Genomic DNA, 25622 nt, shown 5'->3' on the forward strand with positions numbered 1-25622 from the left:
TACGTGTTCTTTGTAACGGTAGACATCCGTCCGGACTTACTTACTTTCAGCCTCGGCTCCTCGGAGATGATTTTCAAATAACGTCTGCACACCGGCTTTCAGCAATATACCGGCTCTCTGGAGAACAGCTCACTATTTTACTCTTTCTCGTCTTCAGATTTGTATACTTTGTTAAAAGTTATTTTATGCCATTTAGCAACTAATTGTCAACTAATTCAAAATATATCCTTATCTTTTTCCCCTATTCTTATACAATTACTTTTCAAACTCTCGCAATGCTGCTAAATTTTCATCATCCTCAATAAGTTCAGCAAAGAATCCCGATTCATCCTCACGAAGGACAAATTCAAGCTCTTCCTTCGCCTCTTCATTTCTATTTAACTGTGCTAAATAACAAGCTCGATCATATCTTGCTAACAAATCACTCGCGTCAATTATTAATACTTCATTTGTTATTTTTTCTGCCTTTATCGTTTGGCCGGCACCATGATATGAAGATGCTAAAGAAAGAAGAATTGCTGTTTCATTTGGATGATGTATAGAAGCATTTTCTAATACATGAATTGCCTCTTCAAACCTTTCTTGACTTTGATATATTTCTCCTAAAGCAAGAAATGCTCTACTTACAAACGGTGTTTGCTCTGTTAATTGTAAGATAATCTTTTCTGCTTTTCTTTCTTCCCCTGCTTTAAAGAATACTTGTGCTTGCAGAAGAAGAGTATCATAATCATCTGGTAGTTCTCGAACCATTTGTTTCGTTAATTCCAAAGCATCTCTTAACATATCTTCTTCCTCGCACTCAACGAAAAGATTTACAAGTTGCTTCGCTACGTCATAATCCCATTTATTTTCTAGTGACGTGTGCAGAATCTCTATTGCTTCTTTATTCATCTCTACATTCTCATAAAATAGCGCAAATCGCTGTGCTGCCATACTATTTTTCGGATTTAACTTTAAAGAGATTTCATATAAATCAATTATCATAGTAACCATTGAAATTTCTTTCGCACGATTTTTCATACGATAAAAAGCTCTCGTAATGATAGATCGTTTTGGCTGTTCATGCAGCTGGCGTTCAATCCATATTTCCGTAACCGCAGCTGCAGCATACATGAATGCTGTACTCCTTTCTGCTTTTTTCACCTTTAACGTATGAAGAAAATCTCGTATGTTAGACAATTTTTTATGTTGCTCTACTGCTTTTACATAAACATCAAATATACGTTCATTATCAAAATCTTTTTGTATTACTTTCATTGCAACTTCAATTGCTTTTACATTTCTTTTTTTCACTAATACTTTTGCATAATGATATAGAACTTCTATATGCTCACCATCTAATTGTAGTGCGTATTCAACCTGTGCTTGTTCTTTATCTATTTCATTCATCGCTCCGTACACATATGCAATCGCATCTAAACGCCATATTTCAGGTACTTCGTCCACTAATTGTTCTAGTTCAGTCAGCAATTCTTCCTGAAGATTCATATCTACTGAAAGCTGTGCTAAATATTGCATATTAATATGCAACGGCTCTTCTTTCATCGCCTGAACCATATGACTTTGTTCTTTAGAACGGTTTTCTTCTTTTTCGTATATTTCCGCAAGCTGTAAATGTACACCTACGAAATTCCCATCAAGCTCTAAACATGTTTCATACGCTTGTTTTGCTTCCGTCAATTGCCCTAATGCCATAAGTGTTTCACCAATTCGGTAATACGGTAATGCCGTTTCCATTTGTTCTATCGCCTTATTATATCTTTTCATCGCTTGGCCGTACTGTCCAATAGATTCATATAAAATACCTGCATAACAACCGTACTCACTTACTTCATTTCTTTCTTTGTGTAACGTTCTTAAAAATGCTATACCTCGTTGTACAAATTCCGTTCCTTTAATTCGATTCACATATTCATCTAACGCACTTGCTACATTATAATCACTTTTCTTTATACCATTTTCTAACTTAGATAGTGCTACTTTAAACCCTTCTTCATTTCCACCAAGTTCAATTTCAGCATCCCATAAAACCATTCCTGCATTCATGAGGAAATCTTGGCTCTTTTCAATTTGCTTCTCAAGACCAAGTATATATTCTTTTGCTTCCTTATATTGTTCTCTTGCCATATAAACTTGTGTAAGTCCGAAGTGAGAATAAACATCCTCATCATTTTCTTCTAAAGCACGCTTATACAATACTTCTGCTTCTTCCAAGCTATCATTTTGAAAATGATAATCACCTAATTTTACGTAAAGAGGTGCTTTATCATCACAATTCTCAATACCGTTTAATAAAATTTCTTTCGCACTTTCCTCATCCTTCAAATCAGATTCGTATATTTCCGAAAGTTTCGTATAAATGTAAGGTGCATTACTATCCAAACGAATCGCTACTTTAAGCCCTTTTATTGCTAAATATAATTTCCCTAGTTGATGTGCACATCTCGCTCGTTCATACCATACATGCGCTTCATATTTATACTCTTTTAACAAGTCATTAAAGATTTCATATGCTTCTTCATATCTTTCTAAATCTATTAATATTAAACCGTGATTTGTTAAAGTGAACCTTTCAGGACTACGCTCTAACGCAACTTGAGAGTATTGCAATGCTTTTTCAGATTGATCAATATACATATAGGATAAAGCGAGAAAACTCCAAGCAATAGGCTGATCTGCGTCTAATTGTAACGATGAACGAAAGCTTGAAATCGCTTCTATATAACTTTCCTGCTCAAAAGCATATCTTCCGTTTATTAAATGATATAAAGCACGATTATTTTTCTTCTCAACGCTTGTCAGCATTTGCTCCGCTTTCTCTACTTCTTGAAGACGAATAAAACACTGTGCACCATGCAATTTAACAAAGTCCGAGTTCGGAAACTTTTCCATTAACTTATCGATACAATATAAAATAAATTCTTTATCTACTTCAACATCTAAGTGCTTTATCGTATATAACCACGTATTTGGATTATCACTCGTTTCTTTTAAAAATTGTACTAAGTTACTAATCCCCTCTTTGTCATGTTCATCTAAATGATCCGTAAGAGAAAAAATAGATTTAAAGTAACGATTTTCTTCCTCACTTAGAAACGCTAGTTGCTCCTTCTTTTCTTTCGGAACAAACGTGATTGCTAAACAGCCTGTATAACGATATTTTTCTTGTAATTTACTATATTCCACAAGAACTGGTTCTATAAAGTTTGGATCTTGAACATAGAAAGCTTGCAATGTATCATCATATCCAGATAGAACTTGTACGTGTGAAGCATGCTCAATATCTATACTTAATAAAACAGGAATTCCTTCGTCAATCAGTCTCTTATAATTCTCTTCATTCCCTTTAAAATAACGATATTCATAACCTAATTCTTCTAAATAAGAAACAGTATCTGAAAACTTCGAACCTGTCATATCAAAAATAAACTCTGCTATTTCATCTTGTGTACGTTTCTCTCCCCATATACGCAACATCATCTCTAAACTTGTCGGAACACAATAATTATCCTTTTGTACAATAGGAACTATCGGCAAGTGAACCTTTTTTCCATCCGGATTTTTTTCTAAATTATGATATAAAGATTCTTTTAAACTCTTTTCTTCTTTTAATAGTTTTTGTAAATCTGCAAATTTATTCATTTTGTACAGTGCTTCTGCACGTAAATGTACAAAGTAAGTATTATAGGCATGATACGGCAGCTGAGTATTTATGTTATCTATTACCGCTAACATCTCTTCATATCGCTCTAAATCTAATAAATACTTTATCTTCTCAAAATGAAAATATGGTACTTGTGGGAATTTTACAATTGCATCATCGATTAACTGTATCGCGCGTTTTTGTTCTCCTTTATTCGCATACAATTGTGATAATAAATAGGTAGATAACTCTTCACAATCTTCATGCTGCATGCCAGCAATAAATTGTTCTTCCGCTTTCTCCCATTCACCTGTATGCATATAAACGTAGCCCCATTTATCAAACACTGCGCGTGCACTGTACTCCTCTGCTTTTTGCATATACATTAACGCTTCTTCGTTTCGTTTCATTTCTAAAAGACATCGTACTAACGTAAAATATGTTTTCGCTAAAAAATCCGCATCTATTTCTTCTTTATTACTCTCTTCTAAAGTTTCTTTTAACAGCTGCTCTGCTTCAAGAATTTTCCGCTCATCAATTAACTCATCACAATATAAAGAGAGCGTTCTCATATTTGGGAATTTTTTATAAGCGTAACGAATGAGGAATGAACTGTATTGGTGCATAAGCCCTTCATCAGTAAGACGAATTAATATATCGAACTCCTTATGCGAAGGAATATTGGCAAGCCAATTCTTCACATAGGATAAAGTATTCGTTTCTTTTATATATGCAATTTCATTATTTATTTCCTGTAATCCATCTACAAATCTCTTGTCTTTTAAACAAGTTTCTAACTGCTTAAAATCTAGCATGCATTCACCTCGAATTTATATTTATACTGCTACTTGCTTAGATTTTACACACCATATAGTATGTATTCAACTAAAATCTCTTATAATGGATGGTATTAATTAATATTATTCAAATTTATAACAAAATATAGTAAAAATGATTGTCTTTCTCTGTATTTTGTTTGATTATATAGAATAACGTAACATGTGTATCCTATCTTTTGTTAGTTAAAAACAGTACATGAAATTATGTCGGCGATTATACGGTGAATATCGACTTACCAACAAAAAATGACATTTTTCTCATTCATTAAATTTCAACTCTACAAAAACACTGTAATGATCACTAGGAAACACACCAGTTGAAGTTAGTACCGAATCCCCAAATATAGATACGTTTTCAATCGTAGGAAATTCAAATGCGGCATTTTCTTGTATCATGACCCAATCATATCTTTTTTCTTGCTTTACATCACCTTTTAAATTCGGATTCTTTCTATAATCTAAAGTTGGTTGAGCTATCATGTTCTCTTCAATTTCTTTAAACTGAGCTACATCTATCCAATGCTTCCGAATTAAGTATTGATGCACCATTGAATATGGATCATCATTAAAATCACCACATAATAATTCGTAATCACTTACTTTATTTGTAATCCAATTATTCACGGCATTCATTTGTTCTTGTCTTTTTCTATTAGATTTCCAATTTAAATGAACATTCGTAACTCCTAAATTGCAACCTTTATATGTAAACATGATTCGAATAGCACAATAATTTGATTCATCTATATCAGTTTCCCAAATTGCTTCTTCATCTATAATAGGTATTTTACTTAAAAAGGCTAATCCTTCATCTGGAGAATCAGGGTACTCCTTAAATATACAAAACTAAAGTTCTCTATAGAATAGCCGTATTCCTACACTTTTCTTAAAATTTCAAAGCAAAAAAGCTAGTGTATTTTTAATAATACACTAGCTTTTTATTTGGAAGAAAAATTTAACAAGTACAATCACAATCAAAACAATCCGTACAGTCTAAATCGTCACAATCTGCTTTTCTCTTTCTTTTGTTTCTTTTAAGATAATAATACAGTAGCCCAAACAATAGTATACAAATAACAAAAGCTATTATTGCTTCTGTATACTTATTTTGAATCATAAAACCAATTCCACTTCCGCCTGAAATAAAAATTAGAATTAAGTAAATCCAGAACATCTATGTAAATACCTCCATTACTATATATCTTAAGATAATATCCATATAACACTAGAGGAAATGAATAATCCCATACCATTACCGCTTAATACACCAGTAGTTATTCTTAGCAAATTTGAGCTACTTCTCCATTTCCACTTTTGGGTGAACCCATCGATAAGTAACGGAATTTGAGCGAAAAATGATAGTATGATTGCCAAAAGAAATGAAGGTGTCATATAAAAATAAATTGGAAACATTAAAATACCAATAAGCATGCCTGTACAACGCGCACATAAAGGTATGTACTTTTGTAGTTTAAAAAAACTCCTATCTAATCTTCTATGACAAGGAATTTGTAAAATAAAAGTTCGAATCAATATGAATCACCCTCTCTAAAAAGATTTTAATTGATTTTGCAAAAAAAATATATATCCAATAAAAAAACAAACCAGGTTTATACTAGACCCAGTTTGTCAGTTTACTACTATGTTACATCTCCTCAGGTGCCCCCACCCCAAGTAAACGTAATCCTTCTTTTAATACAACCGTCACAGCATAAACCAATGCGAGTCTGCTGTCTTTTTCTTTGCTCTCTTCTAATATACGAACATTACCGTAATATTTATTGAATGATTGTGCTACATCTAATATATATTTCGAAATAATCGATGGCTCATTTTTATTGAAAGCCGCTTCAATTACTTGAGGAAATTTATTAAGTAATTTTACGACACTCCAGCTATGATCGTCTTTTAAAGCAAATGTACATGTTTCAAATTCTACACTTTCTTTTCTTAAAATAGAACAAGCACGTGCATGTGTGTACTGTACGTAAGGTCCTGTTTCTCCTTCAAATTTCAGCATATTTTCTAATGAGAATTCGATATTATGCATACGCTCATTTTTTAAATCGTGGAAGATGACTGCACCAACACCGACTTGCTTTGCTACTTCTTCTTTCTGTTTTAAGTTTGGATTTTTCTCTTCAATATTTTGTTTTGCAAGTTCGATTGCTTCTTCGAGTACTTCTTCAAGTAAAATAACTCTTCCTTTACGTGTCGACATTTTCTTACCATCTTTTAAAATGAAGCCAAACGGTACGTGTTCCATACCATCAACCCAAGTATAGCCAAGTTTTTTTAATACGGTGAAAAATTGATTGAAATGTAAGCTTTGTTCTGGACCAACAACATATAGCGCTTTATCAAACCCATAAGTGTTTTGACGATATAAAGCTGCCGTTAAGTCACGCGTTGCATAAATCGTCGCACCATCTGATTTTCTAATTAAGCAAGGCGGCATTCCTTCTTCTTCTAAATTAACGACTAATGCACCTTCTGATTCTTCAAGCAACTCATGTTCTTCTAAAATCCCAATAAAATCTTCCATTAAATTATTATAAAATGCTTCTCCCTGAAAATTAGTAAATTCTACGCCGAGAAGTTCATAAATGCGAGAAAATTCTTTAAGGGACTCATGACGAAACCAATTCCAAAGTTCTACCGCTTCTTCATCACCTTCTTCTAGTTTCTTAAACCAAGCACGTCCTTCTTCTTCTAGTTCTTCGTCGTCTTTTACCTCTTCATGGAATTGGACATATAACTTAAATAGCTCACGTATTGGATCTTCTTTAACTACTGCTTCATTTCCCCATTTTTTATAAGCCGTAATTAACTTTCCAAACTGTGTTCCCCAATCTCCTATATAATTAATCCCTACAACTTCATAGCCACATTTTTCAGCGATATGTTTCAGCGAATTTCCTATCATTGTAGAACGTAAATGCCCCATCGAAAAAGGTTTCGCGATATTAGGAGAGGAATAATCAATTACTACTGTTTTTTCACAGCCAAAGTGGTTTTGACCGAACTCTTCTTTCTCCGCTAAAACTGTTTTTAATACTGCATCACTTACAGTTTCACGATTGAAAAATACATTTACATAAGGACCAACGGCTTCTACTTTCGTAAAAAACGGATCATTGAATTTCTCAGCAACTTCCTTTGCGATAAGAGCTGGTGCTTTTTTATATTGCTTCGCTAATGAAAAGCATGGGAACGCTGCATCTCCAAATTCATCTTGTTTCGGTGTTTCAATTAAATCTAAAATTTGTTTTTGCGTTAATTCATTCGTGAAAATATTAGATAAACTTTCCGCAAACTGCATTTTATAATCCATGATACAACCTCCTTATTTTTTAAAACACAAAAAACTCGTCTCTAAAAAAGAGACGAGTTTTAACCCGTGGTACCACCCTTGTTGTTCGTTACGAACCACTTTCCCGTTTATAACGAGGACAGGGGGCCTCGGCTTTCTCTACTATTCGTTCAAGAAGCATCTCCGAAGTGCGCTTCATCTTTTTCTTCCGTACTAGGCTCACACCATCCCTAGCTCGCTTTCCTTCTAAAAAAGACTACTCTCTTCATCACAGACAGTATATTTAATTAATTATTGCTTATTATACATCTTTTCAAACAATTAGCAAGGGTCAATTACACCAAAGTGAAACTTAGCACTTTTTCTTTTGTATACATAAAAATTGTGTTTTTCAAATCTAGAACTACGAAAATGATCTTTTAAAACGACACGTTTTCTCGCCACTCGTTTTGCCTCCGCAATTGTTTCGTCAGTAATATCATGATACAAAGCGAAGTGTTTTAACCCTTTAATTCCATCGGATTCTATGACAGTTTCTTCAAACATCGGATCAAGGTAAACGACATCGTAACTATTGTCTTCACATTGCGCTAAAAATGAAAAATGCTCCGTTTGCTTTACTTGGATTCTTTGCATTGCTTCATCAATTTCAGAAACAGATGAAGACCATGTTTTCAAACCATTTTCCATAATATAAGCCATATACTCATTGCCTTCAAGTCCTGTTACTTTTCCGCTTTCCCCAACAACATAACTAGCTACAATACTATCTGATGCCATCCCGAGCGTACAATCTAACACTGTCATTCCGCTCTCTAATTTAGCAGCTTGTACAAACGGATCGTGTTCTCCACGCATTAACCTTTTCACACGAAACATCGCTGAGTTCGGATGAAAGAAAAACGATTCTTCCGTACCTTTTGGATAAATAGCTAATCGGTTCTTCCCAACGACAAGCACATCTTGTTCATACTGCTCATGTAGCTTATGTACCGGTATGTCATTACGTTTAACGAAAGAAGCATTTAATTCTGCTGCTACCTCGTTTGCATAATCTGTCATTTCTTTGTTCGTTCTTCCTGCTGTTGTTACGATCATTGTTTCACCTCTATATAAAGAAAAGAGGGAGTTTTACTCTCCCCCTTCTTTAGCAATTCTTTTCGAAAGCTTGTTCTAAGTTCGTAATAATTTCGTCCATAGTTGCACCTTCAATTTCATGACGGTGAATGAAGTGAACAACTTCTTTTCCTTTTAATAATGCCATAGATGGTGAAGATGGAGGAATTTCTCCGAAGTACTCACGCATTTTTGCAGTAGCATCTTTATCTTGACCTGCGAATACAGTTACAAGATGATCAGGTTGTTTTTCAGCACGAACAACCGCTTGACCTGCTGATGGACGTGCTAAACCAGCTGCACAACCACAAACAGAGTTTACAACTACTAAAGTTGTACCTGATGTATTTTCCATAAATTCTGTTACAGCTTCTTCTGTAGTTAACTCTTCAAACCCAGAACGCACTAACTCTTGGCGCATTGGGATTACCATTTGGCGCATGTATTCTTCATAAGCATTTGACATCTTGTAATCTCTCCTTCAACTTTCATTCCAAATTCATCATATCACGCTCTATTAATAGGTGCAAAAGAAAGATAACGATGATTTCATTTTTTTGTAGGGATTTCACAAACCCCACCACGGCAATGTCCCACTGGAACGAGTTTTCTATTATTAGCGATATAATCGTATACTTTACTTCCAAAACCAAGTACGATAGATAGCTTTATAAAAGGAACTGCAAACCAATAAGATGGAACGGCCTTTGCTAATACATCTATGCTCTGAATACCGTCATACCACTTATTATTTTTAAAAATATACAGTCTTTGTTCCATCTTACTTTGTAGTTCTTGAGAAAGCTCATACTTCTCAACTACATCTTCATTTCGAAATGAAACAAATTTCATCTTACCCTTTTTATCTAATTTTTTCGTACGTTCTGCAACGGCCGTACACATCGTACACCAACTATCATAGAAAACAATCATACATTATTCCCCTTTACGAGACTCCGTCATTTGTTTCCATACAGAACCTTTTGCTTCTTCTCCGCCTTCAATACGCTCTAATGCTAGACGTGCTTGCATCGCTACTTCAAACTCTGGATCATCTTGCGCTGCTTTTAATGCTGGAATCGCACTTTCATCTCCAAGTTCAAATAAGAACATCGCTGCACGCCAGCGTACTAATTTACTTGGATCTTTCAGAGATTTAATCATAACGAACATCGCTGCCGGATCACCTACATCTGATAAACAATCTCCTGCAGTACGGCGAACACTTACAGAGCGATCTAACAACGCTTTATATAATAACGGTAATACTTCATCACCTTTTACCATACCTAAATACGCTGTTGCTAAACGGCGTATTGAAACTTTTTCATCATCTAACGCCATCTTCAACACTGGAATATCTTCTTCAGTAGGATCCATTTGTTCTAATGCTGCAAAACGGTTTTTCCAGTCAGAATCTTTCATCATCTCTTCTGTTACTTTATATGGCTCACGCTTTTGAATCGTTACTTCAACAGCACCTGCTTGATTTAATAATTCTTTAACCGTTTCATTTACACGTTCTTCTGAATAAGCAGCAACAATCTCTTCCACTACTTCTTTCCCAATTTCTTCAAAATTACCGTAACGTGTACTTTGTTCTACCCATTTACGCTCTTTTACAACGTTTGGTGCAGACATTTGCACTTTCATAATTGATTCTTTAAAACGATCTGGTAAGCCAACACGTTCTTCCGATGTTCCATCTGTTAACTTTACTTGCATTGGAATTGTAAAGAACATTTGAACAAACACTTTCACTTCTCCAAAATGAGACAGTTGTTGTTCTTCACTTCCTTCCACTACTTCTTCGCCAAAAACAGCACGAACTTGTTGTAATAATACTTTCCAGTCATACTTTGCATTTCGCTCGACTGCTAAAAAGTCGGCTACATGATATACACCTTTAATGCCTTCAATTTTCAAAATTTCTTGCACTTGCATTGGTGCTTGTTCTTTATTTTCATTTGTATAATTATTACGTGCTCCTGATGGTAATACTTCATTCAAAATAACTTTCATTGTATTTGGACTTGGCGTCGGTTCAATTGCTTTAATCTTCACGTAAAAAACTCTCCTTTATTGCATGATCTTAGCTGTATTGTAACATGTTATCACTCTATACTCCTACTCGGATGCTTAATTTTACTACTTTCTTCCCGCTACCATACTATTTCATTCTTTTTACATTTTAAATTAGGAACGGGATTTTAAAAGCTTTCGTTTCCGATGATTTTTATTTTTTATCCATTAAGTTTATTAAAATACTTTCCACAATTTTTTCCGAAGCTATTACTTAAAATCACCTTTTATTACAATGCCCCCTCCCGCCTTCTCTCCAAAAAGGTAATACTCTCAATCACAACTTCAGTTCTATATATTCTCTTGCCTTGTTCATCATCGTAATTACTAGTCTGAATACGCCCTGTAATCCCAACGAGCGACCCCTTCTTACAATATTCAGTTACATTCTCAGCCGATTTGCGCCAAACGACACAATTAATAAAATCGACTTGTTGTTCACCTAAACTATTTCGAAATCCTCTATTCACCGCAACACATATTCGTGCATAAGCAACGCCTTGTTTTGTGTAGTATAATTCTGGCTCCTTTGTCAATCTACCGATTAATACAACTCGATTCATCATAAGTTATACCACCTCACATGTTTTTCTTCATTGTAAGGAGAAATGTTTGAATGGTAAAAAGCACAAAATGATATATCCGTAAGTAAAAAGTATTATTTTAGACCTTACAAAACAAAAAAAGAAACCATACATAGTTCAAACATGTATGGTTTCAAAATTTATTACACTTCAGTACAAGATATGTAATATCCTCCGCGAGCCATCTTTATTTCAGCACGGTACATTGCATTTTCTAAGTAGAAAGTAATCGGTTTAACTTTACTCTCAAATTTTAGTCTTTCATTGCATTCAGTTGCATATCCTTCAATCGCTGAAGTAATAACTTTTGATGATGGATACGTTAAAGCTTCATCTAGTTCTATGAAAAAACTTTTAGAAAATAGTTTTTTCATAATCCCCTTCTTCTCTTTCATCATATTCCATCTCCTTCACTTCAAGTTGCTATCATCCATATTATACCATACATTCAATATATCTTTGAAAATAAAAAAATCCTGCATTTTTCATGCAGGATTTTTTTATTAGTCATTTTTCGTAAAGTACGAAACGAAACGAAGAATTTCTAAGTATAACCATACTAATGTAAGCATTAATCCCATCGCAGTATACCACTCCATATATTTCGGAGCTTGACTACGTACACCATTTTCGATTAAATCGAAATCTAGTAATAAGTTTAATGCAGCAACTACAATAACAACTGCACTAATAATAATACCGATTGTACCACCTTGGTGAATGTATGGAACAGTTACACCAAACATATTTAGTAGAAATACGACTAAATACATAACCATAATTCCAAGTGTTGCTGCCATCACGCCTGTACGGAATTTATCCGTTACTTTTACTACGCGTGTTGCATATAACACTAACATTGCAAATAGAATTGAGATTGTTAGTAATACAGCATTTAAAACGATAGAATCGCCAAATTTCATTGTATAAACTGCTGAAATACTTCCTAACACAACCCCTTCTACCGCTGCATAGATTGGTGCACCAAAAGGTGAAATACGCGGGAAGAACATAGACGCAAATGCGATGATTGCCGCAACGATTAAAGCACCAATTAATACTGGCATCTTCATCGTCCCCTGCATCATCTGTATGTATGAATAGACAGACGTTGCAAGTAGCAAGATAAGCATAATGAACGTTTTGCCTACTGTTCCGCCAATCGTCATCGCAGAAGCACTTGCTCCCTCTTTACGGAATGCCTCTTTTTTCAACATTGGATTAGATGTTCTCATTTTTTCCCTCCTAAAATAGGTTCTACCAATAGTGTAAAGTTTTTCTCTTTACTTTTCAATATATGCAGCTTGTTTTTATTTTAATCCTTCAACGATGTCTGATAGTTCACTCCATCTTTCCATCTTTTTTTCTAGCTCTTCTTCTGTTTTCTGCTGTGCTTCAGATAATTCTTGTGCCTTTGTGAAGTCAGATCCAACTTTCGCAAGTTCTTCTCCAATTGACTCAATTTTCTCTTCAAGTTCGGCAATTGTATCTTCAATCGTTTCCCATTCACGCTGTTCATTGTATGAAAGTTTACGTTTACGTTGTTGTTTTGGAGCTTCTTCTACAACTTTTTTCTCTTTTTGAACTTCCGCTTTCTCCATAAGTTCTCTCGTTTTTTCCATTTCTAAATAATCTGTATAACTACCTAGAAACTCACGCACTTCGCCTCCGCCAGTAAAGATGAACAGTTCATCTACTACTTTATCTAAGAAGTAACGGTCATGCGATACAGTTAAAACGACACCTGGGAAATCTTCTAAATAATCTTCTAGTACTGTTAATGTTTGTGTATCTAGATCGTTCGTAGGTTCATCAAGTAAAAGTACGTTTGGTTCTCCCATTAAAATACGTAATAAATATAAACGTCTTCTTTCACCACCAGATAGTTTACCAAGTGGTGTACCATGTGAATGCGTCGGGAATAAGAAACGTTCTAACATTTGAGATGCACCAATTACTTTTCCATCTGTCGTATGAATAACTTCTGCAATCTCTTTAATGTATTCAATCATACGCTGATTTAAATTCATCTCTTCATTTTCTTGCGTATAATAAGCAACTTTTACAGTTTGTCCTACTTCCACTTCACCACTATCAGGAGATAACTTACCTGCAAGCATATTTAATAGGGAAGATTTCCCACTTCCATTCGCCCCAATAATTCCGATACGATCACCCGGTTTCACAATATGATTAAAATTATGTAATACCGTCTTATCGCCAAATTTTTTCGTTACATCTTTTAACTCAAGTACTTTCTTTCCTAGACGACTTCCGCTTAGTGCAATATCAACTGACTGTTTTGCAGCTGGTCCTTCTTGTGCCTTTAGCTCATCAAAACGCTGAATACGCGCCTTTTGTTTCGTAGAACGGGCTTTTGCACCACGACGAATCCAAGCAAGTTCACGACGATATAAATTTTGGCGTTTCGATTCTTGTGCCAATTCTTGCTCTTCACGAAGTGCTTTCGCTTCTAAAAATGTACTATAGTTTCCTTCGTAGCTATATAGTTTACCATTATCTAATTCAAAAATACGATTCGTCACACGATCTAAGAAATAACGATCATGGGTTACAAGTAATACCGAACCTGTATATCTCGCTAAATATTCTTCTAACCATTCAACTGTCTCATGGTCAAGATGGTTCGTAGGCTCGTCTAAAATTAATAAATCCGGTGTTTCAATAAAACATTGTGCCATTGCAATACGTTTTTTCTGTCCACCAGATAAATTCCCAACAATTGCAGTGAAGTCCGTAATTCCTAATTTCGTTAAAAGAGACTTCGCATTTGCATTTGCTTCCCATGCACTCATTGCATCCATACGTTGCTGCACTGCAAATAATTGTTCCTGTACTTTTTCATTACTTGGATCTTTTTCAATATTTAATAGTGCTTTTTCATAATCACGAAGAAGACGAATTAAAGGTGTATCACCATGGAACACTTGCTCTAATACTGTCAGTTTTTCATCAAACTCTGGTTGCTGTGATAAATAACTAATTGTATACCCACGTGAATGCGTCATATCACCTGTATCAGGAGCTTCTAATCCTGCAATAATTTTTAATAATGTCGATTTACCAGTTCCGTTTACACCAATAATTCCGACACGTTGTCCTTCTGTAATACTACATGATAATCCATCAAATAACGGCTTTTCTCCATATGATTTTGATAAGTTCTCCACAGTTAACATTTTCATATTTGTGCATTCCACTCTTTCATAAATTGTTCAATAAACTGTTCCATATAACGATGACGAATTTCAGCCTCTTGTTTTGCTGCATTCGTATTCATTAAATCTTTTAATTTCAAAAGTTTTTCATAAAAATGATTTAAAGATGGATCATTATTTTTTCTATACTCTTCTTTCGTCATTTCTTCACGCGGCGGAATAGTTGGGTCATACATTAATCTCCCTTTCGCCCCACCATATGCAAATGTACGAGCAATTCCTATTGCACCAAGAGCATCTAAACGATCCGCATCTTGAACAATTTTCCCTTCAAGTGACTCTACTGTGCCGCCATGGCCACCTTTATAAGACATATTGGCGATGATATGAAGAATATGTTTACTTTCCTCTTCTTCAACACGTAGCTCTTCTAACCAATCAGAAACTTTTTTCATTCCTGCTTCTTCACTTTCATTTAGCTTTTCATCTGCCACATCGTGAAGTAATGCTGCCATTTCAATTATAAAACGATTTCCACCTTCTTGCTCAGATAAAGAAATCGCCATTTTATGTACACGTTCAATATGATACCAATCATGCCCACTCGCATCTTTTTCTAAAATATGTTTTACAAAAGTAATTGTTTTTTGAATTTTTTCTTGTTTTGTCATTTTATCTTCACCCAGTTACTTATTGTAACACGCCCGCATTTTTTCATCACATATTTTCTTGTCCGCCCATACACTAGGTGGTAGGCATCATCATGAAGGAGGAATAAACATGTTCTATAATAATCAACCGCCTTATCCAAGGCAACCATTGTATCCTCAACAACAAGAACAGAGATACACAGAACAATACGAAGAACAAGAGTTACAACAGCAAGAGCAACAATATGACGAAAACCCATATGCAACAACGCAAAACCAAGAAACTGAATTTCAACAAAATCCATATGACACACGTCCAAATTATGAATATCCTCAAAATCCATATGCAGCACCACAAAATCAAGAACAGCGATATCCTCAAAATCCATATGTAATACCACAAAACCAAGAACAACAATATCAACAAAATCCATATGCAGCACCACAAAACCAAGAACAACAATATCAACAAAATCCATATGTAGCACCACAAAACCAAGAACAACAATATCAACAAAATCCATATGCAGCACCACAAAACCCATACACAACTCAACCACAACAACCGCAATATCAACAACAAATGTATCAACCAAACTACGACGCACGTGTCTCACCACCTAAACCACCAACAATAGATCCAACTCAGCCACAAATTTTACCGCCCGGACCAACACTAGACATTACACAACCACAAATCTTACCACCTGGACCAATTACTGAACCAACACAACAACAAATTCAACAAGTTGTCGGTACACAATTTTTACCTTTCAAGAAACCTGTACTAGATTTCGTAAAACCATGGGTAGATTACGGTTTAAATGAAGCAAAACATACATCACACGAACACGCATTAACAGAAGTTGCTGCGATTATGTTTTTAGTTGGTAAAGGCTTCAATCCGACGATTGCACATTATATCGTTGAATCTTGGGAGAAGAATGAGCAGTTTTAGGGTTGTTTATTTGATAAAATATAAAAAACACAAAAGTGCCAAACCCCTTATACCACAAGGGTTTCGGCACTTTTTAATATCTAAAACAAATTTTATTGAAATAATTATTTTTATAGATTTTCATACTTTTTTATATAGTACGTGAACATATACAGTACAAAAATAAACCTTTGTATACACATTTTTAGAAACATCTTACGTTTATCAAACAATAACCAAAAGACGTACCTGCAACCTCATCATATAAATAATAGATATTAAAAAGAGGACACTATAAGCGCCCTCTTCCTTAGGTTTTAAATATGTTCTCCATGATCCATAAACACTTCAATTGCTTCGTTTTGTGGTATGTCTTTTGCATTAGTAAGACCAAAAGTAAAAACAGCGGATAACATCATCATTAATAAGATTGCTTTTTTCATTTTAGCGCCCTTCTTTCTATGCTCTTTTTGTCTGCATCTAAAGCGATGTGCAAATACTTGCTTGCTTTTCTGTGATTTTCTGAACCATAGAATATTTCACCTAAAAGAGAAGCATATTCTTTTACCCAATCATATAATTCTTCTTTTTCAAAATACGAAATACCTTCTATAACCACATTTTCTAATTCTTCTTGCGGTACATAGTTATGTACTGCTTTTAAAATTCGGAAATGATGACGATAACATAAGTCGCTAATCTTATAGCCATTCTCAATATATTCATTAGCGATATGACTATAACCTAACTTAAAATGTTCTCTTGCTAAAAGAAACATAGTTTTAGCGTTATTTTCTAATGAATCCTCTAAGTGTTTAATTGCTAACTCTGGCATGTTTTGACTTGCGTATAAAAGTCCTAAATTATGCTTAACTCGTTTAATAAGAAGTTCATCATTAGATTTTTGGAAGGTACCTAGTGCTGAAAGTAAATATTCCTCTGCACTTTCGAATTCATTTAGTCGAATGTGTGCCATTCCTAAAGTATTTAAGCATGCTGCAGTTTTTAATTCATACCCTGGACTAATTGAAAATACTTCATTCGCCTTTGTAGCAAATTGAACTGCTAGGATCGGTTTTAATACGTGATAGTAATGGACTGCAAGCCAATAATTAAATTCAGCTTTTTCAATTTCATCATGCATGTACTCTAAAAACGTTTCAGCTTTTTCAAATTGCATTCTTGCTTCACTATGGTTTGCTTTATTAATAGCGTAAATTGCTTTAAATAAATGATGATAGTACTCTAAAAATGGTTCTGTAGACTCTGGTAAAGGCTCGATTTTGTCCAGAATATCTTTTGTACTATCCATATCCCGAATTAGCAGTTTATACCGTGCATTCAATAAAGCGTAGTAGACTAATATTGTTTGGTCTTCCTTAATATTATTGATTTTATTTGCAATATCTTCTTTTATTTTCTGAGACTGTAATACACGTTGTGAAATCATAGCTTGATACCAGTCGTTTAATAATTTTGTGATTTCTTCTTTAGAAATAATGTCAACACTCATCTACTTCTACCCCCTTTTGTTAAATGTTATCATGACATGCTTGTTTGCATAAATAAGTTTTTGAATATTCTAACTTGAAAAAATTATTTTTGAATATTCATGTTAACAAAATGGTCCCTTTTCAAACCCCAAAAAAGAACACACGTTTGTTTGTAGTGGAGTTAAAAAAACAAAAGTGAGGTATTACATCATGGAATATAACGGCTTTCCTGTAGTACGTGGAAGATGTATGGTGAAATGGAATCCGTTTGCTTCAATACCGGAGCAATACGAGGAAATACATAGAATGTTTGAGGAACAATATAAAGTACCTAAACCTTTTTTAACACAAGATACTATGGAACGAATAGAAAGAGCGTTAATGCAATCTTTTCACGAGGAAGAAGAAATACATATCTCATACTATCGTGATGGAATGGTGCAAGACATGTACATAAATGTATTACATATTGAACCGATGACGAAAACTATATATTGTACAGATGCTTTTGGTTTGAATACTAAGTTTAAGTTTGATGAATTGGTGAATATAAATTAAAAGAAGCCGCCCGACAGGACTGAAGTGCACCCCAATTGTTAGACACAACCTAACAATTGGGGTGCACTTCACATATATAGGTGGCTTTTGTACGACAAAAAAAGAGCTCTGCTATACAGCAGAGCAAAAGAAAAATATATAACCCTATAAAAATAATACAAATTATTGATACTTTCAAAAGACGAAATTTAAATTTCCATCACAATAATACCTATGTTTAAGTATGAAACATTCTACCTTCCCTATAGCTATGAATATTCTTATTTTAGAATTCCATAGTATCCAAATAGCTCTTTGAGAAATACCTCAATACCGAACTTCTTCAAAGAATCTTTTCTTTATTCAAAGAGAAGTTCTAAAACTTTTTTCTTATCTTTGTCTCTTCCATAATGAATCAACCTATGACAGTTCGGACATATACTAACTATATTTCCAACAACATCTAAACTATTTTCAAAATCATGTTGCATTCTTAACGGTATTAGATGATGGGCCTCCATATAATTTTTTCGCTGGCTTCCGATACAAATGTTTCATGTGTGTCATCTATTTCACATTTAAATTCTGCCTGTTTAATAGCTTGTTTAGCTTTTTTCGGATCACGAGGCCATACTTCCCTACCAGATTCCATTTTAGTTTTTTTTCGATTTTCCGATTTCTCTTCTTCTGCAATCTTTACTTTACTAAAATCCGAATCAATATTAGTAAATCCTTGTGGTGTATGGTTCAATTTGTAGCCAAAGAAAGCTGCGAATTCGATTGCTTTAATGTTTACAGGTTTTAGGTCCTTAATAAAATAGATGTATTCCCAAGTTTCATCCTTATCGTTTGTTTTCTAAATTTTTCTAGCCACATCTGGGTTATGAGTCTTAGCAAAAATTGTCCCGAAAAACTTAAATTCCCCTTTAGAATATGCTAAAATCCCGTCACCCTCTTTTAACTTTTCCCATCTATCAACATTTGAAGAACCAGGAGTTGCTCCCCACATACATACATTCTCATGTAATTCATTATCTTTAAGTTTAGTTACTGTATCGGCATCTAAATCTGCTAAACATGTAGAAATAGGATATATTTTTTCAATAGTAGCTTCCAAATTTTTTATAGCACTATCATTACTTGCAGTAAAAAGATATAACATATTTAATTCCACCTTTTTTAAATTTCATTATATTTCTTTTTAGAGTCTCGAGATTTCTCTACTGGATATTTTTTATTATTTTTTCTATTTTGTTTATAATAATCTCTTCTAAGTCAATATCCAATTGATCTGCCAACTCATCTTTCATGTCTTCTTTTTTTGTTTCTACAGCTTCCTCACTGCTTTTCCACTGAAAATTCTTCAACAACTCACTCGCCTCTAAAGAAAGAGAAATAGCTAAATCTTTAGGATTGTGGGACTGCTTCCAGTTCCTATCATCCCGAAATTTTAGGACTTTCTCTAAAATAGTTTGATTCATTTTTTGAATCCCCCAGTTACTTTTCATTGGTAAACTCTTCTATTTATCAGGTAAACTATCATAAAAACGTTCAATGGCCGCTACTAAAACTAAATCTTCTAAATGAGCAGTTTTAGGGTTGTTTATTTTTAAAAACATCAAAAATGCCAAATCCCTTATGTCACAAAGGATTTGGCATTTTTAAGTATCTAGAACACTCGCTAAGTTTAAGGAAAACTTAACAGACATGCGTCCGGCATAATGCCATGTCCACACCCAAGGATCGGTTACATAAAATAACGTATCTAACATGGGAAGTCTATTGGTCTTTTCCCCTTATAGTAACACTCTCTTCTACTAAGACCTTTTCTTTCTAGGACCTACAATTAATTTAATCGCTGTTCTATCTTCATTATTGATAGAAATCTCTTGAAATGCTGGTACGAAGGCTAAGTCAATACCACTTGGAGCGACGAACCCTCTTGCAATCGCAATTGCTTTAATCGCTTGATTTATAGCTCCAGCCCCAATCGCTTGAATTTCCACATTACCACTTGTTCTTAGTACACCCGCTATTGCACCCGCGACTGAATTTGGGCTTGATTTTGAAGATACCTTTAATATATTTTCCATGTAAGTTGCTCCCTCTATTATTTAATCTCTCTTTCGTTACAATTTTAAATATTTTAGCGTATCTTTAATTACTATTCACACCAAAAACAAACGATGCTTCATATGTACATTATTCTATATTTTCTGACTTCTTCCTGCTCAGCTACGCAAATAAAAAAATAAACTGAATAACCTAATATACATACAGTTAAATGCCATAACTTCACCAAATGATAACATCCATACAGCGAAAGATAATATTGCTGTTTGTCAGACGAAATTAATATAGTAAAGTGAAACTTTAATGAGTGGGGGTTTTGTTCATCCCCACCTAACTTCTTTGCTTTCGCTGAATTTTGAGATGGGAGTCTTACTGCTCGGAAAATAGCGGGATAAACGTTTCCTCGTTACTTCAATCTATTTAGAAATTCCATTTATTTTTCTATCAAATTATGAACCTTATCATCTTCAAAAGGTGTTACAGGTAATACCCAAATACTACATTTCATCATTTGACCACTTTATATTCCACATCTATCTCCTTTTATAGTACAAGCATACACGCCAATTGTGATTCACCTTCATAAACTACTATGTGGTTTAAATTTATTAAGAATAGGAGGTAATATATTGGGTTCATACTATCATTCTTCAAACTCGTATAAAAAATGTTCATGTGACCATTCACATAAACGCAGCTGTCCTGCATACGGAACTTTTTGGCAAACTGAATTTATAACTGTTCCTTTTGGCGATCCTTTTCCATTTAATCACGTTGGACCTTTAGCAGGAGGCGTTTCCTTACTAAATCCTACTACTATACACTTTAGACAATTTGGTGATTATAGAGTTTCGTTCATTTCCAGTATTAATACTACTTTAAATCCTGTATTTCCACATATCCCAGTCATAACTATATTTTTAAATAACAATCCACTTGCTAATAGTCAAGGTGACTTCGCTATTCAAATGAATACTTCATCAAATAACGAATGTCTTCAACTCGTTGGCGAAACGATTGTTACAGTGCCTGCTAATTCAACTCTTCAACTTAGAAATAATAGTGGTTTTAATCGTCAAAGTATTGTAACTTGTGACAATGGTATAAATTCAGTTGAATTAACAGTTACAAAACTAAGTTAATATTATTTCTTTACATTCAGATGCTATTTCAGCATCTTTTTTTATTGAATAACAGTTTTCTTCGACTTTTATTATCTTTCATCACGCAAAAAAAGTGCAGAATTCTTTCTAACACAAGATTTCTGCACTTTTTTATTATACTTATTTATTCTTCCTTATTTCTCTACATAAACCGACTTAACAATCGTACGATTATATGATTTTCCTTCTTTATTCATCCCTTTTATATCCATCGTAACGTTATATACTCCCGGTTGTTTTATATCTTTCAAAGCACCTGTAAATGTATTCGTATTAACATTTTGTAATTCATTAAATTCAGAGACTAACTTACCTTCTTTATTAACGACTCTTACTGTTATGGAAAGATCCCCTTTCATTTCAGGTGCTACAGGTGATTTTTTCAGTTTATACTCAGGTTTATTTACTTTAACTTTTGTAGGCATTTGAAGAACAAATGGCGCGCCATCCTTGTAATCGCTTACAACTAAATATGCATCTTTCGACTGCTTCGCCATCATTTTGATTTTCCATTCGCCTACTTCCAATTTATCAAACTTAAATGTTCTAATTGTCGCCCCATTAAAAAAAGATTCGCCTTCACTAGTAGTTATAGCGCTATCTTTATTTGCATAGATTTTTCCTTTTGGAGATACCATTTGTACTTCAACATCAGAAGAAGCAGTTAGTACAGAAACTATTCCTTCAGCCTTTTTATCAACAGAAATACTTTGCTCTATCCACTGATTTTGTGGTAATTCGCCTCCTAAAATATTTTGATTTGAAGTTGTATTTAATTGTTCTAGATTTTCATTTGAACTAGTGCTAGATGCTACTAAAGCTGGTAATCCCACATTTGTCGTACGTAAATATGGTTCAATTCGTGCAAAAACAGCTGATCCTTTTCTTATATTGTCATGATCAAATCTGGAATCTGTAAATAAATGTGTACCGTACGATAGCTTGGCACTCCATTCATTTACTAGTCCATCATTTGAACCGTACGATGATAAATATAACCCACCCATAGATAATGCAGAAAATGTTGGCCCCCAGCTAGTTCCAGTAGCCGTATAGTAACGGTTTAATTTAGCTGCTGGGTTGTTATCTATTATTGAACGAAACTTTGCCATTTCACCTATTTGTAACGAGTACGTACCATCATCTTTTTGACCTAATATAGAAGCAAGCCACCCTGCCCACCAACTATATGACAAATCTGCTAAATTTGAGCCGTGATGCGGTGTAGCAAGTGTAATAACATTTCCAACAAATCGATTCGCACCATATTCAACTAATGCGGCTTGTGTATCAATACCACCTTTACTATGCGCTACAATATTAACTTTTTTACCGAAATGATTATATATTTCTTCCAGTTTTTGTGCTAACAATTTTCCGTTATCCCACTGACTAGCCGAACCTTTCCCCGCAGCATCATACAATTGTATAAACACTGTTTGATAGCCTGCTTTTAAAGCATAATCATACATATCATTTATATCATGATATACTGTCTTTCCATACCAACTATCAGCATTACCATTTCTTCCTTGTACAAAGAGAATTGGCGGTTTATTCTCATCATAATTAGCAGGTTTTTGGCCTAAAAACCATTCTCCAGGTGTGAATACTTCTGTATCAGGAAACCCCTTTCCAAGCTCTTTTACAACTTCTGCCTGTACATTTGTGCTAATCGTTGGAGCCATGATAAAAAATACAATTAGTAAGGCCACACATCTTCTCATCAGTCGCATATTACTCCCCCTATTTTTTTGAAAGAAGGTGTTCTTTATAATATTTTATATTTTCCCTTCCTTAATAATAGCTAATCTTTTATTTTAAAAAGATGTTAGCCCTATTTTTAGAAGGTTACTAGTTGTATACCCTCTTTCTTAACTCTCGTTATTCTCTTTGTTTCTACCTCTTCCTTTTGATAGAATACGACAAAAAAGTTTCTCAATAATTGTTAACTTAGCTACATCCAGATATTTTTTAAATCAATATTGTTTATATAAAGCATACAAATCTTGAAAAAATTTTAGTAAAAAAACATTTTATTACTAGTTAGTTATTTAAAAATATAATAAAGATCTGTACTTTCTTTTCATTAAATACAAACTAATTTTAAAGGAGCTTATATTATAAGACTTTCCTACGATTAAAAATTAAACTGAAATTTCAGAAAAAACAATCACATTTCCAGAAACATATATTATGATAATTTCCGCGCACTTGAATTAACTTTTTAGAAGTACTAACCTATCGGTGAGCAGAAGAAAATTCTGTAAAAAGAAAGGAGAATACTTTATGATGACCAATTTACAAAAGGAGTTTTTTAAACGCTTAAAAATTCCTGCAAAAGAAATAACATTTGATGATTTAGATGAAATTCTCTTAAAAATGGGAATGATTCTCCCCTATGAAAATCTTGATATTATGGCTGGTACTATTAAAAATATCTCAAAAGATAACTTAATAGAAAAGTTACTTATTCAAAAACGAGGTGGACTTTGTTATGAATTAAACTCCTTATTGTATTATTTTTTAATTGATTGTGGGTTTCAAGTATACAAAGTAGCCGGTACTGTTTATGATCTGTACGATAATAAATGGAAACCCGATGATGGTCATGTCATTATCATATTAAGTCATGAGGGTAAAGATTATGTTGTGGATGCAGGTTTTGCATCTCATCTCCCTTTACATCCAGTCCCTTTTAACGGAGAAGTCATCTCCTCTCAAACAGGAGAATATCGAATTCGTAAGCGAAATACTCGAAAAGGTACTCATATTTTAGAAATGAGAAAAGGAGCTAACGGAGAATCTACAAGTTTCTTACAATCTGAACCTTCAAATGAATGGAAAATAGGCTATGCTTTCACTGTAGATCCAATAGATGAGAAAAAAGTGAATAACATTCAAAAAGTGATTGTAGAGCATAAAGAATCTCCTTTTAATAAAGGGGCTATCACTTGTAAATTAACTACTTATGGTCACATATCATTAACAAATAAAAATTATACAGAAACCTTTAAAGGCACTAAAAATAAACGACCAATAGAATCTAAAGATTATGCTCGCATTCTTCTTGAATCTTTTGGAATAACGCAAGAGAAATATGTAGGAAAAACACTAGAAAGAGGTTAGTTGACTACAAGTACTTCATAATAAAGCAGATCCTATATTTAGAATCTGCTTTATTTTATATTTTGTTATAAATTAATTTAATTTTGTTGTTACCCTTTAATTTTCAATTATATATTCATCATCATATTTATCGTATTGTAACCCTTTCCCTATCTTTGATTCTGTAACTTGATCTCTTAAAAACGGTGCAGCATCCATTTTGCTAGTTGCAATTTCAATTCCATATTTTTTCGTTAAATAAGCTAACTCTAGTAAAAACCACTCTCTTCGCAATGTAACTGGAATATCAAATGTTTTTCTTTTCATATATAATAGCACCTCTTTTATTTTCATAACTTAAAAACATCACTGGATGTACTTATTAAAACTACCTTTCACCGCTAACATCCAATGAAACATTATAGTATATGCATGTCCATTTCAAACGTGCTATCACAAATATGATATTTAAGTTTACATAATTATATTATGTAATAGTAGAAAAGGAAGGCATGTCCCTTCCCCTTCTACTATAGAGATTTAAATTAAGAACATCTTGGTACACCTAAAGCTAAAAATAAACCTGCTACTCCCGCAGTAATCGGTACTTTTAACGTAATAACATCGTCTACCTTCGTTACTAAAAAGTAAGCATTACCTTCTTGTAATATACAAGTTACCAACAATTGAAATTCCATTCAAATCTCCTCCTTTCAATCGATATACTATAATTTATGAAATCTCTTTCAAAACGTAATAGGATATATATCTATTTTTCCCTATATATAAAATAAATGTTTATAAGTCTAGTAAAAATATTAACTTTCTAAATTTATATAAAACGTGTAATATCCAATAAGTTCCTATATAATCAATAAGAAGAATCTTACAAATGGAGGTATGAA

General features: G+C 33.7%; 28 protein-coding genes and 2 other annotated features (1 of these 30 only partly in view). Of the genes, 4 read left to right on the forward strand and 24 right to left on the reverse strand.

Going from position 1 to position 25622, the window contains the following annotated elements; genetic code table 11:
- Nucleotides 1–163 (reverse strand) — a binding site (T-box leader); it reaches 78 nt to the left of the window's first position.
- Nucleotides 164–255: 92 nt separating this feature from the next.
- The 14 genes from DN401_RS13230 to DN401_RS13295 form a co-directional block, all read right to left on the reverse strand.
- The gene (locus DN401_RS13230; RefSeq protein ID WP_121868333.1) at nucleotides 256–4458 is read right to left on the reverse strand and encodes a bacteriocin-processing peptidase family protein; all 4203 of its coding nucleotides are present in this window, start codon (nucleotides 4456–4458) and stop codon (nucleotides 256–258) included.
- Between the two features lie 282 nt (nucleotides 4459–4740).
- The gene (locus DN401_RS13235) at nucleotides 4741–5322 is read right to left on the reverse strand and encodes an exonuclease/endonuclease/phosphatase family protein (protein WP_306299079.1); all 582 of its coding nucleotides are present in this window, start codon (nucleotides 5320–5322) and stop codon (nucleotides 4741–4743) included.
- Nucleotides 5323–5437: 115 nt separating this feature from the next.
- Nucleotides 5438–5656: a hypothetical protein gene (locus tag DN401_RS13240; RefSeq protein ID WP_000498601.1), complete on the reverse strand. Its 219-nt coding sequence runs from the start codon at nucleotides 5654–5656 to the stop codon at nucleotides 5438–5440.
- Between the two features lie 29 nt (nucleotides 5657–5685).
- Complete coding sequence (locus DN401_RS13245; RefSeq protein WP_000621475.1) at nucleotides 5686–6015, reverse strand: DUF2085 domain-containing protein; 330 nt, start codon at nucleotides 6013–6015, stop codon at nucleotides 5686–5688.
- A 112-nt stretch (nucleotides 6016–6127) separates the two neighbouring features.
- The gene (gene argS, locus DN401_RS13250) at nucleotides 6128–7816 is read right to left on the reverse strand and encodes an arginine--tRNA ligase (protein ID WP_000384906.1); all 1689 of its coding nucleotides are present in this window, start codon (nucleotides 7814–7816) and stop codon (nucleotides 6128–6130) included.
- Nucleotides 7817–7861: 45 nt separating this feature from the next.
- Nucleotides 7862–8076 (reverse strand) — a binding site (T-box leader).
- Nucleotides 8077–8116: 40 nt separating this feature from the next.
- A complete protein-coding gene (locus DN401_RS13255) occupies nucleotides 8117–8893 on the reverse strand; it encodes a class I SAM-dependent methyltransferase (protein WP_000637455.1) in 777 nt (258 codons plus the stop codon).
- Nucleotides 8894–8942: 49 nt separating this feature from the next.
- Complete coding sequence (locus tag DN401_RS13260; RefSeq protein ID WP_000063706.1) at nucleotides 8943–9377, reverse strand: BrxA/BrxB family bacilliredoxin; 435 nt, start codon at nucleotides 9375–9377, stop codon at nucleotides 8943–8945.
- Nucleotides 9378–9460: 83 nt separating this feature from the next.
- Nucleotides 9461–9844, reverse strand: coding sequence for a thiol-disulfide oxidoreductase DCC family protein (locus DN401_RS13265; protein WP_000634907.1), 384 nt, complete (start codon nucleotides 9842–9844; stop codon nucleotides 9461–9463).
- Nucleotides 9845–9847: 3 nt separating this feature from the next.
- The gene (locus DN401_RS13270) at nucleotides 9848–10975 is read right to left on the reverse strand and encodes a conserved virulence factor C family protein (RefSeq protein ID WP_086385943.1); all 1128 of its coding nucleotides are present in this window, start codon (nucleotides 10973–10975) and stop codon (nucleotides 9848–9850) included.
- A 248-nt stretch (nucleotides 10976–11223) separates the two neighbouring features.
- Nucleotides 11224–11559 (reverse strand): single-stranded DNA-binding protein, encoded by a 336-nt coding sequence (locus DN401_RS13275; protein WP_000982017.1) that lies wholly within the window; start codon nucleotides 11557–11559, stop codon nucleotides 11224–11226.
- Between the two features lie 161 nt (nucleotides 11560–11720).
- Nucleotides 11721–11975 carry a DUF4318 domain-containing protein gene (locus DN401_RS13280; protein WP_000975138.1) on the reverse strand — a complete coding sequence of 85 codons (255 nt, stop codon included), beginning with the start codon at nucleotides 11973–11975 and terminating at the stop codon, nucleotides 11721–11723.
- A 105-nt stretch (nucleotides 11976–12080) separates the two neighbouring features.
- Nucleotides 12081–12812: a Bax inhibitor-1/YccA family protein gene (locus tag DN401_RS13285; protein ID WP_001260655.1), complete on the reverse strand. Its 732-nt coding sequence runs from the start codon at nucleotides 12810–12812 to the stop codon at nucleotides 12081–12083.
- A gap of 75 nt (nucleotides 12813–12887) precedes the next feature.
- A complete protein-coding gene (locus DN401_RS13290) occupies nucleotides 12888–14783 on the reverse strand; it encodes an ABC-F family ATP-binding cassette domain-containing protein (RefSeq protein WP_000783160.1) in 1896 nt (631 codons plus the stop codon).
- Nucleotides 14780–15427, reverse strand: a complete 648-nt coding sequence (locus tag DN401_RS13295; protein ID WP_000165966.1) for an HD domain-containing protein — start codon at nucleotides 15425–15427, stop codon at nucleotides 14780–14782. Before DN401_RS13295 ends, DN401_RS13290 begins: the two co-directional genes overlap by 4 nt.
- A gap of 109 nt (nucleotides 15428–15536) precedes the next feature.
- Here DN401_RS13295 and DN401_RS13300 point away from each other — a divergent pair, with 109 nt between their 5' ends.
- Nucleotides 15537–16364 carry a hypothetical protein gene (locus DN401_RS13300; RefSeq protein ID WP_000499733.1) on the forward strand — a complete coding sequence of 276 codons (828 nt, stop codon included), beginning with the start codon at nucleotides 15537–15539 and terminating at the stop codon, nucleotides 16362–16364.
- A 296-nt stretch (nucleotides 16365–16660) separates the two neighbouring features.
- On the opposite strand, the gene DN401_RS13305 is transcribed toward DN401_RS13300, so the two are convergent.
- Together DN401_RS13305 and DN401_RS13310 are read right to left on the reverse strand one after the other, a co-directional pair.
- On the reverse strand, nucleotides 16661–16786 hold the full coding sequence (locus DN401_RS13305) for an aspartate phosphatase (RefSeq protein ID WP_000709201.1): 126 nt from the start codon (nucleotides 16784–16786) through the stop codon (nucleotides 16661–16663).
- Nucleotides 16783–17856, reverse strand: coding sequence for a response regulator aspartate phosphatase (locus DN401_RS13310; protein WP_149287730.1), 1074 nt, complete (start codon nucleotides 17854–17856; stop codon nucleotides 16783–16785). Before DN401_RS13310 ends, DN401_RS13305 begins: the two co-directional genes overlap by 4 nt.
- A 190-nt stretch (nucleotides 17857–18046) precedes the next feature.
- Here DN401_RS13310 and DN401_RS13315 point away from each other — a divergent pair, with 190 nt between their 5' ends.
- Nucleotides 18047–18394 carry a YolD-like family protein gene (locus DN401_RS13315; protein ID WP_000456179.1) on the forward strand — a complete coding sequence of 116 codons (348 nt, stop codon included), beginning with the start codon at nucleotides 18047–18049 and terminating at the stop codon, nucleotides 18392–18394.
- A gap of 338 nt (nucleotides 18395–18732) precedes the next feature.
- On the opposite strand, the gene DN401_RS30160 is transcribed toward DN401_RS13315, so the two are convergent.
- The 5 genes from DN401_RS30160 to DN401_RS13335 all read right to left on the reverse strand — a co-directional run bounded on the left by DN401_RS30160 (nucleotide 18733) and on the right by DN401_RS13335 (nucleotide 20466).
- Nucleotides 18733–18894 (reverse strand): HNH endonuclease, encoded by a 162-nt coding sequence (locus DN401_RS30160; protein WP_080001369.1) that lies wholly within the window; start codon nucleotides 18892–18894, stop codon nucleotides 18733–18735.
- On the reverse strand, nucleotides 18876–19124 hold the full coding sequence (locus DN401_RS30165) for a hypothetical protein (protein WP_001016939.1): 249 nt from the start codon (nucleotides 19122–19124) through the stop codon (nucleotides 18876–18878). Before DN401_RS30165 ends, DN401_RS30160 begins: the two co-directional genes overlap by 19 nt.
- A gap of 105 nt (nucleotides 19125–19229) precedes the next feature.
- Complete coding sequence (locus tag DN401_RS13325; RefSeq protein ID WP_000966110.1) at nucleotides 19230–19535, reverse strand: hypothetical protein; 306 nt, start codon at nucleotides 19533–19535, stop codon at nucleotides 19230–19232.
- Between the two features lie 58 nt (nucleotides 19536–19593).
- Complete coding sequence (locus tag DN401_RS13330) at nucleotides 19594–19881, reverse strand: nucleoside triphosphate pyrophosphohydrolase family protein (RefSeq protein ID WP_002197703.1); 288 nt, start codon at nucleotides 19879–19881, stop codon at nucleotides 19594–19596.
- Between the two features lie 309 nt (nucleotides 19882–20190).
- Nucleotides 20191–20466 (reverse strand): stage V sporulation protein S, encoded by a 276-nt coding sequence (locus tag DN401_RS13335; RefSeq protein ID WP_000427799.1) that lies wholly within the window; start codon nucleotides 20464–20466, stop codon nucleotides 20191–20193.
- 609 nt (nucleotides 20467–21075) lie between these two features.
- Between DN401_RS13335 and DN401_RS13340 the strand changes: the two genes are divergently transcribed.
- Nucleotides 21076–21588: a hypothetical protein gene (locus DN401_RS13340; protein ID WP_000536148.1), complete on the forward strand. Its 513-nt coding sequence runs from the start codon at nucleotides 21076–21078 to the stop codon at nucleotides 21586–21588.
- 155 nt (nucleotides 21589–21743) lie between these two features.
- Here the strand turns inward: DN401_RS13340 and DN401_RS13345 are convergent, their stop codons facing one another.
- Entirely contained in the window at nucleotides 21744–23345 is a 1602-nt protein-coding gene (locus DN401_RS13345) for an esterase/lipase family protein (RefSeq protein ID WP_001238704.1), read from the reverse strand.
- Nucleotides 23346–23898: 553 nt separating this feature from the next.
- Between DN401_RS13345 and DN401_RS13350 the strand changes: the two genes are divergently transcribed.
- Complete coding sequence (locus DN401_RS13350; protein WP_033695466.1) at nucleotides 23899–24738, forward strand: arylamine N-acetyltransferase family protein; 840 nt, start codon at nucleotides 23899–23901, stop codon at nucleotides 24736–24738.
- 96 nt (nucleotides 24739–24834) lie between these two features.
- Here DN401_RS13350 and DN401_RS13355 read toward each other — a convergent pair whose 3' ends face one another.
- Both DN401_RS13355 and exsG read right to left on the reverse strand, forming a co-directional pair.
- On the reverse strand, nucleotides 24835–25044 hold the full coding sequence (locus DN401_RS13355; protein ID WP_000824197.1) for a hypothetical protein: 210 nt from the start codon (nucleotides 25042–25044) through the stop codon (nucleotides 24835–24837).
- A gap of 218 nt (nucleotides 25045–25262) precedes the next feature.
- Nucleotides 25263–25415, reverse strand: coding sequence for an exosporium protein ExsG (gene exsG, locus DN401_RS13360; RefSeq protein ID WP_000395679.1), 153 nt, complete (start codon nucleotides 25413–25415; stop codon nucleotides 25263–25265).
- Between the last annotated feature and the right edge of the window lie 207 nt (nucleotides 25416–25622).

This window comes from Bacillus sp. BF2-3 (assembly GCF_008368795.1).
Lineage (GTDB): Bacteria > Bacillota > Bacilli > Bacillales > Bacillaceae_G > Bacillus_A > Bacillus_A cereus.